This window comes from Leuconostoc litchii, from assembly GCF_008107645.1.
Lineage (GTDB): Bacteria > Bacillota > Bacilli > Lactobacillales > Lactobacillaceae > Leuconostoc > Leuconostoc litchii.
The window spans coordinates 1-16,503 of the sequence record NZ_SDGY01000006.1; the positions used below are offsets into that span (position 1 = coordinate 1).

11 protein-coding genes are annotated in these 16,503 nt (G+C 31.7%); all 11 read right to left on the bottom strand.

The features are described from left to right. Positions 1-3,546, bottom strand: a 3,546-nt coding sequence (locus ESZ47_RS07965; protein WP_167497056.1) for a KxYKxGKxW signal peptide domain-containing protein, incomplete at its 3' end; no start/stop codon positions are given. Positions 3,547-3,708: 162 nt separating this feature from the next. Then, positions 3,709-4,659 carry a helix-turn-helix domain-containing protein gene (locus ESZ47_RS07970; RefSeq protein WP_148606389.1) on the bottom strand — a complete coding sequence of 317 codons (951 nt, stop codon included), beginning with the start codon at positions 4,657-4,659 and terminating at the stop codon, positions 3,709-3,711. A gap of 17 nt (positions 4,660-4,676) precedes the next feature. Then, the gene (locus ESZ47_RS07975; RefSeq protein WP_148606391.1) at positions 4,677-4,880 is read right to left on the bottom strand and encodes a hypothetical protein; all 204 of its coding nucleotides are present in this window, start codon (positions 4,878-4,880) and stop codon (positions 4,677-4,679) included. Next, a complete protein-coding gene (locus tag ESZ47_RS07980; RefSeq protein ID WP_161595283.1) occupies positions 4,873-5,889 on the bottom strand; it encodes a glycosyltransferase in 1,017 nt (338 codons plus the stop codon). Before ESZ47_RS07980 ends, ESZ47_RS07975 begins: the two co-directional genes overlap by 8 nt. Before the next feature lie 44 nt (positions 5,890-5,933). Next, the gene (gtfB, locus tag ESZ47_RS07985) at positions 5,934-7,274 is read right to left on the bottom strand and encodes an accessory Sec system glycosylation chaperone GtfB (protein WP_148606395.1); all 1,341 of its coding nucleotides are present in this window, start codon (positions 7,272-7,274) and stop codon (positions 5,934-5,936) included. Further along, positions 7,267-8,760 carry an accessory Sec system glycosyltransferase GtfA gene (gtfA, locus tag ESZ47_RS07990; protein ID WP_161595284.1) on the bottom strand — a complete coding sequence of 498 codons (1,494 nt, stop codon included), beginning with the start codon at positions 8,758-8,760 and terminating at the stop codon, positions 7,267-7,269. The genes gtfB and gtfA overlap by 8 nt, the downstream gene beginning before the upstream one ends. A gap of 25 nt (positions 8,761-8,785) precedes the next feature. Beyond that, complete coding sequence (gene secA2, locus ESZ47_RS07995; protein ID WP_425280131.1) at positions 8,786-11,161, bottom strand: accessory Sec system translocase SecA2; 2,376 nt, start codon at positions 11,159-11,161, stop codon at positions 8,786-8,788. A gap of 30 nt (positions 11,162-11,191) precedes the next feature. After that, positions 11,192-12,088 carry an accessory Sec system protein Asp3 gene (asp3, locus tag ESZ47_RS08000; RefSeq protein ID WP_148606401.1) on the bottom strand — a complete coding sequence of 299 codons (897 nt, stop codon included), beginning with the start codon at positions 12,086-12,088 and terminating at the stop codon, positions 11,192-11,194. Continuing rightward, the gene (gene asp2 / locus ESZ47_RS08005; protein ID WP_148606403.1) at positions 12,085-13,650 is read right to left on the bottom strand and encodes an accessory Sec system protein Asp2; all 1,566 of its coding nucleotides are present in this window, start codon (positions 13,648-13,650) and stop codon (positions 12,085-12,087) included. The genes asp3 and asp2 overlap by 4 nt, the downstream gene beginning before the upstream one ends. Further along, positions 13,643-15,229, bottom strand: coding sequence for an accessory Sec system protein Asp1 (gene asp1 / locus ESZ47_RS08010; protein ID WP_148606405.1), 1,587 nt, complete (start codon positions 15,227-15,229; stop codon positions 13,643-13,645). The genes asp2 and asp1 overlap by 8 nt, the downstream gene beginning before the upstream one ends. A gap of 27 nt (positions 15,230-15,256) precedes the next feature. Further along, a complete protein-coding gene (gene secY2, locus ESZ47_RS08015; RefSeq protein ID WP_148606407.1) occupies positions 15,257-16,480 on the bottom strand; it encodes an accessory Sec system protein translocase subunit SecY2 in 1,224 nt (407 codons plus the stop codon). Positions 16,481-16,503 lie beyond the last annotated feature (23 nt).

Genomic DNA, 16,503 nt, shown 5'->3' on the forward strand with positions numbered 1-16,503 from the left:
TCTTGCACTGGTTGAAACACTTATTGACGCTGAGGTACTTACGGATTCTGATACGGGATCAGGTGAGTAATTGACTCTATACAATTGTGGATCCTTATCAGTTGTAGCATTTCCATTTGTAGTAGTATCAAATTTTTTGAAAGCAGCAAGAGCTAGTGCCAAAGATGAATAAGTATTGCCATCTGCTCCTAATACAGTATACGTAAATCCTTGTCGTACCAAATCTGAATCACTTACACCAAATGATATTTCTCCATTTGAGTAACCATCACTGCTATATTTTGTAGCCGATGCACTGGACGAACTAGTAGGGATTTGTTCATATGCTTCATTAGTAACAGGATTATTAGTTGGTTGGCTGGTAGAAATAACTACTGCTTGCTGATAATCAGGTGTCAGGCTAATGATTACTGCTTGCTTATCTGAATCAGTTGTACTTGCACCATTCTTGGTGGCGTCGAATGTGAATATTTGCTGAGCTAACGCAGGAGCCAAATGGTAGCCATTCTCCGAAACTCCTGAATCAGATAACAGCTCTCCTAAGGTTTTAGTTTGGTTTGAAAAACCATTTACAGTTACTGTAATGGAGGAAGATCCATTGATAGACGTGCTATCTGTATTTTGAACCGTTACGTCCACTTGTTGGACTGATGCAGTAACAAATATTGTTATTAAATCATTATTGGTTGAAACAAGGGTACTAGTTGGTTGGGTTTTACTTGTATCATAGGTATAACCAGCGGGAACATTCGTTACAGTGTAATAACCATTAGTCCAATCAATGGTATTGCCATAATTGGCTGTAGGTAAACCGTTGCCATACTCGTCATTTGCTGTTGTTACACTGCTTGTGTCAAGAACATTTCCATTTTGATCAACATATTGATATTGAACTGTTTCTGATAGACCATATACATATATTTTGTACGTATATGTATCACCAGAAATCGGAACAATAGCATAGGTTGCTTGACCATAACTATCACCATTATCATTACTACTTGTTGGATCTCCACCTGATTGAGCATCCGAAACGGCTCCTGGATATACTTGATTCGTTAATGCCCATTTGTAGTTTGTTGGCATATGTGTTGAAGCCCAGTCGCTTGTAACAAGGTTAATAGTTTGACCTATATTGTACTTAGTTTTATCTGAAACATCAAACGGTACTGTACTAATAACGTTACCATTTCTATCGACATATTCAATATTAATTTTTCCGTTATCAATTGCTGTAGTTTGTAATTCGCGGGTTGTAGAACTAACAACCGTTGACGTAGTAGAATTACCTGATACATCTGTTAATTTAGTTGTTCCATTAGAATAGTTTAAACTAACAAATGCTGCGTTAGCATCACCTGATGGTTTTGTTGTGCTAGTATTTGAATTTGACCAAGTCTTTATACTGGAATTATTCATAGTAATTGAACCAGTACCAGTAAAAATACCACTCCACGTATTACTTGGATTTCCTGATGAGTCTTCAGTATTTAGGTATAGACTTTTTGGTGAAATGAATTTAATTGATGAACTTCCGCCAACTTGGAAAATACCACCTATGGCACGCTGATGTATGTTGAAGACAGTACCTGCATTAAAAGTAGCCTTTTGTGTACCTAACAGACTAATTGCACCGGCTTGTGTTGTCGAAGGTGCATTTAATGTGAAGTTTTGACCAAAGGTATACTGAGCAGATGAGTTAGCTAACTGTGTTCCATTAATAAAGTACTGGAAACCAGTTTGTGTCCAACTAACATTATCTCCAGCAGTAATACCATTAATTAGTAAATAGACCGCTGGAAATCCAGCAGAAACACCATTGTAAGTGTAAGCTGCATTCGATGAACCATCCCCCATAGTTAAAGTATTACCATAACCAACACTACCCACAGGTGCGGTTGTTTCAAAATAAAATTCAGAAAAATGAATATCATTTGAAGTACGATTTAATGTAACACTGGCGTTGTTAGCAAAATTAATGCTCCCAACACTACGAGTTACTTCGTTAGATAAATTAAAGGTATTTGTACCAGAAAAATTAATTTTTGAACCTATGCCATACATAACGTGTATAGGATTATACCCATTCACATCACTCTTAGTCAAAGTCACATTATTAATATTTGCTGTTAATTGGGTAGCCGCTAACGAAGATATTAGTGAGTATCCATTACCATCGTTCCACAAAAATCCTTGTTTAACAGTTATATTCGATAATGTAAAGTTTGTTTGTGTGGTAGCGGCAGCATAGGTAAACGTTTGTCCACCAATATCAATTGCATGGTTGTTTCCATTGATGATTACACTTGCACCATTTGCACGATTAGCTAAAGTACCTGTAGTAATATTGAAATCATTAGTGATGTTAATATAGGTAACACTACTATTCGCCCATGCTGTCTGCAATTGCGCATAATTAGACACATCTCTAACAGTACCGTTTGCGATTGCTGCCTGATGGTACGTTGAGTCATTCGTCACCTGATCTGGAGCTGCTACGTTAACAGAAGTTGGTGATGTACTCGTTGTATCATTCGTTGAGACTGATTCACTAAAATTAGCTCTTCCGCTATCAGGATTACTCTGAACGTTCAAAGTATTTTCTGTAGCAGCTAAATTTTGGGTATCAAGTGTTGAAATATTAGCAACTAATCCATTTTGATCAGCAAAATTTTTCACATCATTTGCTACAGTTTTAGTGAATAGGGCTGTAGTAGGCAAAGATACATTTAATTCATTGGCCGAAGTGTCTAGCGTTAATTGACTATTATCAGGCAATTTATCTTGCAGTTCCGATAATTGACTACTTGTAACTGTTGATGGTGCTTGCGAAGTATTATTTGCAAGTGTCGTTTCTGAAGTTGCATTATTAGTAGCTACTGTACTGCCTTTAAGGTTATCATTATTAATATTCGATTCACTCGAAAATTCTGTCTTCTTTTCTACTGAGTCATTATTACTAACATTATCTCTCACTACATTCATAGATGTAGAAGTCGAATTATTTTTATTCTCTACAGTTATATCTGTGCTACTATTACTTGAAATAATATTAGAAGAAGTACTTTCACCATTCACTTGATTAGAAGTCTTAGTAGATAATGAGTCTTTTACGGTCGAAGAACTACTACTAGATAATGAGGCACTAGTACTATCTTGCAGTGATGTACTAGTGCGTAATGAAACGCTATCCTGCAACGAGATACTACTTTGTGTTGATGTACTTAAACTGGTCGAACTAGATAAACTTAGTGACTGTGATAAAGACTGGCTATCTGAAAGAGATTGCGCGTCCGCAGTACTAACTTTATCGGCGGGAATTGTTGCAGTCGTCTTTGTAACCAATGTATCAGCAGTATTTTCTTTAGTTGTGCCAGCATTATCGGCATTTACTGTATCTGCTGATGCTGAGCCACTGTCTAGCAATTGACTTCCCAGTAAACCACCCAATAATGTCAAACCAGAAAATACCCACTGTTTTCCAGATTTATACATTTTAAATCGTGTTTTTGAATCTTGAGATCTAGATAAATTAATTCGTTTCATATGTTTCCTCTCTCAAATAATTTTTTTAGTCATACATACAACAACTTCATAGTACTCGTATTTAATTTCAAAAAAAAAAATGTACCAGTATCGGAACATTTTTTTGATGAATTACATTTCAAAGGTTTCTTTTTTACTATTTTTGTACTTAAATTGATATTTTTAGGAAAGATTAGCATAACTTTTGATTAATTCAAACATTTTTTGCTCATACGTCACGCTTTCAAAGCTCAGTGTCATATCTAAAATATTATCAAACTCATTGTGCAATGGCTTTTTATCCGACCAATGTTTCATTAATGTATGGCAAAGTAAGCAAATATTCTTAGCCTTCCAGTCAGTTACCTGAGAATCCAGTACTGTCATTTTTTTTAATATTTTCCAAGTTAATTCACGATTTTTTAATCTTACCGCTATGCATAATATATCGTACAAAAAGAAAATTTTCTGATTTAAAGAGACTATAATTGATGGTTGACATATGCTAACATACAGTTCTGGTAAGAATTTTGAAAATCTTTTAGGCGCCATATATGCCATCGTAATTAGCATAATAATATCAACAATTGTCCACTCATCACGAATAAATATTATGTCCATAACATCAGTAAACTTGTCCGAATATAAAGAGATATCTTGGACATCGGTATATAACGCACAAAGCTCTGAAAATTTGATTAAAAGTGAATAAGGATCGTTTTTCATAGTTGTATTTCTGTGTTTTTGTAGAGAATCTCTTAATTCATAACAAACATTTCGACACAAATTTAACGAATAAAAAGCAAGCAACGAAGTTTTTTGAATAATTTCATCAGTTGGCTGACTAAAAAGTTCATGCATTTCCAAATCGGTTAACACTAAAATTTTCTGTATGCCAATTAATAAATTGTATGGTAAATCAATCTCATTGTCTAACCATCGATAATATCTTGAGCGACTAATACCGATTTTTTTTGTGATACTATTTACTGAAATATTACGAGAACGCCGAATTGCTTCTAATTTTTCTTTATCAAAGGCGATACTTACTAAACTAGTACTCACTTCCTTATCAATTATCTCAATATCAGGATAAACAGAAGTAATTCCTACAAAAAAAATTTTTTCCTTCAAAACACTTCCCTCCTATATCAATTCAATTGCGTTAATAATGAATATATAATGCCAAATAATACTACTATACCCATAACTATTGTGAATACAACTTGCACTTTACCTATACTGCTTTTTTGATCCGGTCTAATAATTTGTTTTTTTTCATACCTTACTCTCTCTTGAATATCATTATTTAGTATGGTTATTTTTTTCTTATCATTCACGTCATTATCATTCATAGAATAAGCTCCTCTCTGGATAGCCCATCGCAATTTGAAATTCTGTTTCTATAATTGCATGCTTTGTAAAAAAACCAGTAGTTAATAACATCTTAAAATGATTGACTTGTATCATTATGCCATCTAGTTGGCGTTCTGTCAGTTGATGAATCTTTTCTTCTAGTTCATCTAAAGAATCAATAATTATACCCAAATTATAAGTTTGTACCATAGTAGCAATAGCTGTCCCTCTTTTTACAATTACTGGCAAGCCGCTGGCAATATAGAGACTCACTTTATGTGGGTTATTATATTTAGCATATTCTTCACTATTTTCATATTGATTAGTATTCACATCCCAAACTAAACCAAACCCCGAAGGCAATTTTTGTACAATTTGATTGGGTGATAAGACGCCCCGATAATCCACTTGGCTACTTATAGAATAGTTTGGTTGTTTACCGTAAGCTATTATTGGTATTTTATAAGACCAATTTTTTAAGTAATCGGATTTATTTAATGAACCTGCAACAATTATTTTTTTCTCAATTTTTTTTCTATCTGGTATTTGGACATTCACACTATAATCAAATATATTTAAATTTACAGCATTACTTTTCAAACCATACTCTTTTAACACAGTCTCCATACGATAGTTATGCACAATAACAACGTCAAAATTATTCAAATAAGTAATCTCATCAAAATAAGTAGTAGAAGGAAAACGTAAAAATTCCACATCATGTAGTACTGCAACCAAATTCACCTGACGAATATGCATATGCTGCACAAATGTTTTTTCAAATTGAACACCGTTATATGTTGGAAATTGGTAGTAAACAGTATCACCTGCTTTTACCCCTGCTGTAATACCATCAATTCTGGCATGAAGCGAATCTAAGCTTTCCAGCGTAGCATCATATCTAAAAATTGGTAAACGTCTCAATCCTAATTGTTCAGAAAATTTTGAAATATCGTTTCTTGCTTTAAATGTAGCTCCTGAATCTGTTGCTTGAATAATATCTGTCATCCACGTAGTCATACTGCTATGTCCACCCTTCTATACCAGAACAATTAACTAAACTCCGAAAAGACTTTTTGATACAAATCAATTTGCCCCTCAGGTCCAAAAATAGTTTCTTGTTTAGTCAGTTCTTCATCGTATTGAAACTTATTTTCAGATGTTGTTTGTAACTTATCTTTCAATAAGTCAAACTGATCATTAGCAAAAATATTTTCCCTGGCAATATAGTTTTTATTATGAACAAAGTCATTCATTGATAAGATCAACTTGTGAGATAAGAATGCTTTTCGAACCGTGTCTAAAACTTCTGGTCCATTATTGATATCTAATAAATAATCTGTTTTATTGATTGCCTCGACAATATCTTCCACCGTAGATGCTGGATAGAGTTCGACATTATCATGCATATCCAATTGTAATAATCTGGCTGACATTTCAGTTCGTGCCATAATCTTAAATTTTATATGTGGCAATTGGTTAACTAGCGAAGATATGTTCCAAATATCATCAGAATTAGTAACAATCAATGCTGTGTTTTTAATACTTTTCTCGCTTTTTTTTAGGACAAAATGATTTAATTTGCCCAAATAAGAAACTATATTATTTCGAGGATAAGAATGATTATTGTGTATTTTTCTCATGTCTTTTTGCCGTTGAAAAAATATATGTTTAGTATTAGATTCAAGATTATTTAATATCGAAATCATATTACCAGGTATTTCTCTATCTAGTGGCTCATCCCATATTAAAATAGCTTTCGAATCTTTTCCTAATCGATTAACGATAAACAGAGGAATAGAGAGTGAATTGTAGACTATTTGATTATATTCATTTTTTTGAAAGTACTGCTTGATAAAAAACAAAACAAATTCTGTTTCACTTGGAAAAAAGTGAGTCTGTTCTGGTAAATTTAATATAATTTGGTCGGTAATCAAATTATGACTAATTATTTCTTGCCCCGTAGTAGAATAATATGCTTTTTGTACTGAGTTGTTTTGATGAAAAAAAGTTCTTGCGAAGATATTGCCATAACAATTATAATGATCAACAAATTGGACTTTCCCCAATTTATCACACCATTCTACTCTCTCAACCACACGATGATTATGATAAAATATTTTAGCTCGTATCGTATCATTATCATAGATTTCTGCTAGTTGATCATTACCACGGATTCCCCAAAAATTAGGGACTGGTACTTCATCAAAATATAATGGTTTTTTGTGTACATTATCGTAAGACATTGAATAAAAACTAAAAGGTGAAACCATATCCTTATCTAGCCAACCATTATCGTTTATCACGACAGTTTTAAATGCTACCTCAGCTTGATTTAAGGAAAAAATAAAATCGTTTGCTCTTTGATCTGCATTTTCAAATAAATTAATCATTAGTAACCTCTTCAATTAACTTCTGCCACAAAATTTTTGTATTTTTTTCCAGAAAACGTTCTGCTTTTTGATAAGATGCTTGTTTTAAAATTTCATAATTGTTGGTATGAAGAAGTTTTTCAATGCCTACACCTAGTCTTTTAATGTTTTGATCTATCTTATGATCATATTCTACTAAATAACCATTAACATCATTATCAATAAATTCTTGATTCCCGTATGGTACGTCGTAACCAACCATTGGCAACCCGGATCCGACTGCTTCCATAAGTGTTAACCCAAACCCTTCGCTCTGTGATGCTGTTACGTATCCAAAATACGATTTATATATTTCTGTCAAATCTTGATGCCCTTTTAGATTGATGTAACTATCGGCATTATATTCATCAACTATTTGTTGTATTTTTTCTCTTTGATTACCCATGCCATAGATATCTAATACAACAGAGGGAATAGATTCATGTAAGCTAATAATGGCTAGGACAATCCAATCAATGTGCTTTTCAGTCGCTAAACGTGAAGCAGTTATTAAACGATTTTTATTTCGTTTATGCCTTTTTCCACGTAATTTATCTAAATTTCCTACAGGAATAGCCTCAATTTTTGGTGTGATACCCTTATATTTTTTAAATTGATTTTCCAGTTTCTCTTTTTGCCTACAAGTTGCTGTCACAAAAAAATCTATTGCATCAGCATGCATAAACTGATACTCATAAAAATTATTCCATACGACATGTTCTTCATCTGTTTGATTACTACTATAATGTTCAGCATGAATTACAACACCAACTTTTGCATTATTTTTATTTTTTAAGACTGCTGATGCAATATATTTTTCTCTATCAATAATCAAAACATCTTGCTTGGTAGGATGAATTTTTTCTAGGAAATAAGATACTAATTCGTACTCTGAATATAGAATTTTTTCTCTCATATTATAAAGTACATTTTCTTGATCAATTAATTGCTCATAAGCTATGGTGCCATTTTCATTATAAAAAACTCTCCTATGAACCTTTGCCTGGTTATCAACTGGTGTGTAATATTCTGAAAATGTTCTTGTATAAGTAAAGTGATCTTTACGTATTAGATAACCATTAATTATATAATCTGCATAATTAACATTCTCATGTTTGTCATCTAAAACTACTCTTACCGTTACACCGCTATCCTCGTAGAGAACTACTTCAGGTGTAATTCGCTTATTAAAGTAAGCTACATTATAGTCCTTCTCAAATTTATTCAACGTATAACTTGATATTGAGGGTTTCAAGTCTGTAAAGTAAAAATGAATTGGTAATATATTATTAACATTCATCCCTATTCGATCAGCCATATCAAATATATTGCCATTTAAAATAAGTTCAGCAAATACAAATTTTGTTTGTATTTTTAACTTTCTAAAAATACTTTCACGATACGCTTGTGCATACTCTACACCACTGCTAGCCCAACCTAATGCTAAATTAAAATTATAAACTGTCACTAAATATATCCTTTCTACACTTTACTTATGCAAAATCAACTTCAATACTACCGTCTCGTTGCATCGATAATTCACTTAACATAAAACCCGATACTGCTTGTTCATTAATCTTTTCAATCATTAGAGTATATGATTTCTTAGCCTCAATTTGGTATTCATAAACTGGGTTATGCTGAGCTAAGTTACGATTCATAACGATGGTTTTGAGTTGTTGCAGATTATCAACTTCTTCGACCCATTGTGTATCAATAGCTTTAAGTAAAATTAAACGTTGAAAATACTTAAATTGGAACGTACTACTGATTTTTTTCTTTTTATTTTCCAGTACTATTTGGAATATTTTTAGTAGAAAATGTTTAATGCTATTTTTTTTATTGAAATCAATTCGTTCAAAATCCTGATTATGTTTATTAAATTGGTAATCTAAGTTATTTAGTATAAAATTATTGAGTTTATTTTTAGACAATTCTTCTTGCGAAGAAATTTTATCAAACCAGGTATTAGCCATTGATTCTAAAATACTTTCATAGTCATCTTCTTGGCTAATTAAATAATTTCTTACTTCATAAACTTTTTCACGTTGGATACGCGATACTTCGTCAAATTCCAATGTTTGTAATCGAGCTGTTTTATTCTGACTTTCAGCACTTTTTTGTGCATTGTCAATAACTTTTTTAAATTTTCTCTGTTTAAGTTGTTGTAAACGATATTTCCTATGTTTATCTACATATTTTTTTAACCACTGAGCACCATTTTTCAGTAAAATTTCATCATCTAAGGAAACAAAAAACTCACTGCGCCCATTATTCCCTTGTCGCCCTGAGCGCCCTCGTAATTGATTATCAATCCTCTTACTTTCCATACGTTCAGTACCAATAACAATTAAACCTCCTAACTTATTCACTTCGTCGCTAATTTTTATATCAGTTCCTCGTCCAGCCATTGCGGTTGCCACAGTAACTGCGCCTTTTTGGCCTGCCTCTTTAATAATCTGTGATTCTAGTGCAGCATTCCTTGCATTTAATACATTATGAGGTATTCCCTCTCGTAACAATATTCTTGAATACAGTTCAGACATCGTAACTGAACTACTACCCAGTAAGATTGGCCTACCTATTTTATGATATTTAATAATTTCTTTAACTGATGCTGTTAATTTACTTTCCAAATCAAAATAAATATAATCTTCTCTATCAAAACGTTTGATTGGTTTATGTGTTGGTACCACAATCACTGAAACATTGTACATGTCTCGCAATTCTTTTTCGTCCGTCTTACCTGTTCCTGTCATTCCTGATAATTTATGAAACATTCGAAATAGATTTTGATAAGTAATTGATGCCATTGCCCTCGTCTCTAGTGTTATTTCTAGATTCTCCTTAGCTTCAATAGATTGATGAATTCCTGATTGTAATTTGGTGCCAAGTAATTTCCGACCATTACTAGCATCTAATAATACTATTTCGCCGTTTTCGACAACATAATCACGATTTTTGTAATACAGAAAATGAGCTTTTAACGCTAGCATAATATATCGGTAAGTTTCTACGTTCTCTTTGGACATCATAGAATCAATACCGAAAAATTTTTCACCTTTTTTTATACCAGTTGATTTTAGCCAAACGTGTTTTTGCTCTTCATCTAATTCATAATCCTCAAGTGGTTCAAGCGTTTTAATAAAATAATCAGCTACTTGATAAAGATTAGATTGTACGCGGGGCGCCCCAGAAATAATGAGTGGTGTCTGTGCCATATCAAGTAATACTGAATCAATCTCATCAATTACAGCGTAATTGAATCCTCGAATATTTTTATCATTTGCATTATCTGCTAAGTTTTCAAATAAATAATCAAAACCTAAAGCCGAATTAGTTGTGTAAATAATATCTGAACTGTATATTTTTTTCTTATCTAAATCATCATTTTGCTGATTCTCTTGCGCTACTCCAATACCAACTGTTAAACCTAGCCATTCAAATACTGGACCAATTTCGTTTGCATCTCTTGCTGCTAAATAGTCATTAACCGTAATTAACATGACACCATGTCCCATTAAAGCGTTCAAATACAGTGGCATCGTAGCAGTCAACGTTTTCCCTTCTCCAGTTTTCATTTCAGCTACATTACCACTGTGTAGTACAATTCCTCCAATAACTTGTTCACGGAAAGGATATAATCCAAGAACACGTTTATCAGCTTCACGAACTATAGCGAATGCATCTGGTAGAATATCATCTAGTGTTTCTCCCTTTGCCAGACGTTTTTTGAGTTTAAATGTTTGATCTTGCAGTTGATTATCACTCATATTGGCATATTGAACAGACTTAGATTCTACTATTTCAAATATTTTATAATAATTTTTCAATGCTAATTTTTTTAATAGGCTATTCAAAGGTATCATCTCCATTTTTTAGAAATGTTAATTATTAAATTACTGAGAATTTTTTTGAACTAACATATCTAATAATTGATTTTCAGATTTACGACTTAATAGTTTTGAACTTTTTAATGCTGTTTCAAATGTACGTTTTATTTCAATTTTAGAACCAGTAATTTGACTACTAATTAATATGGCTAAAGCACTATCAAATATATGTTGCCCAACAAATATAATGTTTGTATCTAGTGAATGAATAAATTGATTAATATTTGCCAATGATTGATAATCGTTATTTTCTAAAATATTTTCAATTTGACAAAAATTTAAAAAAGGATCTCCAATCGCTATTATATGTTGAGATGCTATATTAAATGGCAAAGTAACTAGTTGATTTCTATAATCATTAAAAGTAACTTTTTGATGTTCATGATTTGTTCTATATGCAGTAGGTAGAACAAGCTTATTATTTGTATCAAAATAATAAGTTGTATTTTCTGTATCTGATTCAAAAATTAATAATTGTTCAAAAATTATTTTTTCATTAGATGAATTAACTAAACTGATTTGATAATTAGTTGCCTCTTCAGGAAAGTTAAAAAATATAGTGCGATTTTGATTAATAATGCTGTCTATTTTCGTGCCATAAATATCATAAAAGTCAACCTGTATAAATATAGAATTTTCAGGATATGCTTGGTATTTCGAATATAAAGCATAACGATGCCCGCCTTTTAAAAGAGGCAAAGTAGGTGAAAAACGAAATTCAGAAAAACTAGTCTCCGAGTACCACGTATGAATTTTTACTGCTTGTGCCATCATAGGATTACGATAATGTATTAAGTTCTCGATAATATTTATTGTGGCTCCGTAAGTATATGTTTTACTATTATTAGAATCCCATAGAACTTGAAATATAAAGCTATTTTCGAGAAATATTTCTGAAGTCATTCCACAGTACCAGCCCTTCCAAAATCATATTGAAGAATATTCTTATACTGTTTAATAAACCAGCTATTGATGGCATAACTATTATCATTATGACGGCCAACAAATCCCTTTGATAATAAAGGAATCCCTTTTTGATCACAAAATTTTTGTATATTCTTAAAAGCCATCGGATCATAGTCATCATTGCGCATAAAGGCTATGCAAAACTTAGTATTCTGATAATTTCCGTGCGTAAATTTATTCCAAAATCGATTATTTACGTTTTCTTTTTTAATTACGTTTGATTCACCAGCAATATTAAGAAGCATATCAAGCGCTGTCGGGAACATGTTGGGTCGAATAGTATGTTCGTGATAAGCTACATCTCCTATATTAACAAGCGGCTTTCCAATAATTACTGCGTGCGGTTGTAAATCAGCTGCATAATACAATGCTCCAAATGTTCCCATGGATAAACCCGATAAAACTAATTGACTTTCTGTAAAATCTAACTCCTTTAGTGTCGATTTAATTGTTTGAATAAGGTTCTCTCCAATATCTCGTTTTCCCATGTAAAAGCTTCCTCCCTCAAGACGAGGATCTGTGACTAACAAATACGGAGCTGATAAATCTCTCATCATAAAGTTTCCTTCGAATCCCTCAGCAGATCTATATCCTGAAAAATAAACATTTAATGGTGGTTTTCTATCACCAGGATGAAAATAAGTCATTAATTCTTGACGGTTTTCACTCACAATTCGTTTTCCACCAACAAAAAAAGTTCCTAACGCTTTCCTTGAACGTCTAATATGAAGCTGACCAAGTTTAACTTGCCCTTTCCCCCTAGCTGAAACTGAAGCCGATAAATATTCTCCCGGATTAAAACTTGTAATCACATATGGATTTTGTAAATCTGTTTCACTTAAAGAAGTTGTTTGGATAATATTTTGACCATCACTACTAATACGCGTAATGTTCAAAATAATTTCAACTTCTTGTTCGCTTTCATACTCTAACCACAATTCAATAACTTTATTTTCTTGAAAAATATAATTATATCGCCAAGTATATATTTGTTTGAACTGTTGACCCCAAATTCCTTCAAAAACAGTATTTACATGTCCCAATATATTTAATTGATTTTCCTGGTGTCGCCTCATTAGCGTATTACCAACAGAAAGTTTTGATCCCTCTTGACCATTAAACAAATATTTTTGAGCTTCTTCTAGGAAATAATTAATATCACTCAAGTCAACTTTGATTGCCCTATTTTCATTCAATATACTCAGTAATTCTTGATTTTTAGTAACAGAAATATCATATAATAATTGAATTGGCCAATGCTTCTTTAATAATTTGTTAACAATATTTTCTGTTAGAACATCATTTTGATTTATTTGGCTAAGCAAAATATAATCAGGAAACATAGATTCCTTTTCTTCTTCGCCTGAAAATGATAAATTCTTGTTATTATTATTTAACGCTGTGTCCAATTGCTTCCAAGACATAAATTGAAATGAAATCTGATCATTAGAGCTATTTTCAAATATATTTTCCTCATCTACGTTTATTATTTTAATCATGTTCGTTATTACTCCTCACAAGATCAATCCAACGTTGAACATTATTTTTATTTGAATATTTTTCTATTTGCTCAATGTTATAAACTAACGATTCATTCCAATAATTTAATGTATCCAAATAATATTCAATTGCTTCATCTAGTTGGTTAATCGTTTTTAAAATTAACCCATTTTTTCTATCCACAATATATGAGGATTCTTTCATATTTATTTGTGGTAAACCTGCACTTATACCACTAATTTGTAAAAAAGTATCAGGCTTATTATTCAAATCTAAAATTACTCTGGCACTACTAAGTCCAATATTAATGTCTTTTTCAAAGGTAATAACTTGTTTTTCTACATGTTGCATTACTTCAATTGCCTTAGTAGCATCTTGATATTCTTTGATTTCTGAAAATTGATTTAATTCATTATCATGTAATCTATTTTCACTATCATCGTTAAGTGCTTGCCAAGCCATTTGATAAATAACAGATTCTTCATTGACTTGATAAAATTCCTTAACATAATCAAATATTTTATTGCTAATGTCTCTTATTTGGAGGCTACTTTTTGAAGCGATTACAATTGAATTTTTTTTGTGTGTAATTAATCTGTGAGTAAGTTTCTGAATAGCTGTTGGCAAAATACCTGCAAGACTGTTATCTACATACCAATAGATAACTTGTTGCCTCATTGATTGGCTTTCTCCTAGTTTCAAATTGGCATCAAATGGTGGTAATTCATGAATCGTAAGATTTCTATGTTTTGATTGACATTCTTTTTCTAATTCACGTTGAGAAAATTTTGTGTCAGCAATTAAAATATCTGCCATACTCAAGAATTTATTGAGAAGCTCTTTGTTTTCAAATTTAAATCGTTGGTTTGAAAAAGATACAATAATACGATTATTCAAGTGACTAAGGTTCGTTAGATAATTATTTTCTAAACAAGCAGACAAAATAATCGTATGGTTTCCTCTTACGTCCTTTAAATGTTGTTCGATGTAAGATATGACTAATTCTTCAATACTCCCATAAATATAATTTTCCCCTTCAAATTCTAATTCAACCTGATGAGTTAATAAATCATGATGTATTTTTATATTTTGATAGTCATCAAAATAATTCATATAAATTTGTTTTCCAGTAGAATCGTAAGCTATTACACTTGATAATATACCTCGGTCATCATAAAAATTTTGCTTGTTAACCATATCATTAACAAAATAATCAACATGGCTTACACCACCAAATTTAGAATAATAGACCTTTGCAAACACACTTTTTTGATACAAAACAATTAAACAAATCGGAGTATAAATAAACTGAGCTTGATCAGGAAATTTAAGGCTATCTGCTTTTAAAGGTAATCCAATATTATTCTTTATATTTTGTAAATATTCGAATACTGACCAGTATCTAATGTTAGTCAATCCTTGTCTATTTAGTTGATAGCGAATACTTGGTAAATAAGTCGGTAAAATGATTTCTACCTTAATATTATTTTTTTGAAACATTTTAAGTTGATGAACAATATCATCAAAATCTGTTGGTCCATCAGATAACGATTGCCAACTTGGTATAAAATAAATCAAATTTCTGTCTCCTTATCAATTAAATTACTAAAATTTATTGGCTAATATACTTGGATAATGATTCTTTTCAATCAAAGCTCGACATTGATCAGTAATCGACACGATGGTTGTGTTCAAAATTAATAAACTTCCAAAAAGATATGAAAATGAACTAAGTTGTTCCCACCTAAGACTCATAAATAAAGGAATTCCTAATAGCAACATTGTCACCACATTACCAACTGTCGCCATATCCATTAATTTATGAGTTATATATTCACGCGTATCATCGCCGGGTAGTACATCAACAATATAGTCACCATTTTTAAGTAAATCTTCACTAATTTCACTTGGGTTTACATTGACAAAAGCAAATCCATAACCCAAGATAATTAAAATAATTAAATAAAGACAAATACTACTTACCGTCTTAAGTGACGTTAAATTAGTGACATCCTCTCCTTGTAAAAACGGTGTCCAATTTTTTAATAAAGGAATGACAAGTTGAGGCAAAGCCATAAATGTCAAACCAAACATATATGGCATAGCATTAGCGGGTAACAACTTGATTGGAATATAGGTGGGCACTGCTAATTCATTGCGAATCATAATACGAGTAACTGGAATTCGAAATTCAGATCCTAATACAAATGAAATAACACTAATAATCAAAACAATTCCTATAATGACAACTACAAAACTAATGACCGAATTCATTGTCGGATGATTTATCAAAGTTTCTTGAATAAATGACCATGTAATCTTTGGTAGTCTGCTCAATATACCAATTAAAATCAATAAACTCGGCCCACCTATGCCTACTTCCATATTCAAATCAACTAACCACATTGTAAACATAGCGCCAGTCGTAAAAACAAAAGTAGCTAAAGTTATATTCAGTTCGGTATTAGAAAAAAACGTGATATTATTTTTCATACTAACCGATAATCCCAATGATTGAATCATAGCAATCAATAAAATCAAAGTAGCCTTCATATAATAAATAGTGTCATCATTAATTTTACTGAACCTATCTTTATTTAATGATTGAATCACCCGCCAAAAAATCATACCTGACATATAAGGACCTAATCCCAATGCAAAAAAGGATAATCTCGATAAATTGCCACCGGTAACTAAACTAATTGATTCCATAAAATCAGGAGATTGATATGCCTGAACAAGATAACCTGGAAGTATAATATGTGTACCAATTTCATATATAAAAATAATTATTATAGAACAAAAACTTCTTTTAATTAGTTCTCTCATGTACTTCCCCAAATTTCTTTAAA

Coding starts and splice junctions, on each gene's coding strand:
- asp3 (WP_148606401.1), bottom strand. CDS start 12,088: ATGACTTCAGAAATATTTCTCGAAAATAGCTTTATATTTCAAGTTCTA.
- ESZ47_RS07975 (WP_148606391.1), bottom strand. CDS start 4,880: ATGAATGATAATGACGTGAATGATAAGAAAAAAATAACCATACTAAAT.
- secY2 (WP_148606407.1), bottom strand. CDS start 16,480: ATGAGAGAACTAATTAAAAGAAGTTTTTGTTCTATAATAATTATTTTT.
- ESZ47_RS07980 (WP_161595283.1), bottom strand. CDS start 5,889: ATGACAGATATTATTCAAGCAACAGATTCAGGAGCTACATTTAAAGCA.
- gtfB (WP_148606395.1), bottom strand. CDS start 7,274: ATGATTAATTTATTTGAAAATGCAGATCAAAGAGCAAACGATTTTATT.
- asp2 (WP_148606403.1), bottom strand. CDS start 13,650: ATGATTAAAATAATAAACGTAGATGAGGAAAATATATTTGAAAATAGC.
- secA2 (WP_425280131.1), bottom strand. CDS start 11,161: ATGATACCTTTGAATAGCCTATTAAAAAAATTAGCATTGAAAAATTAT.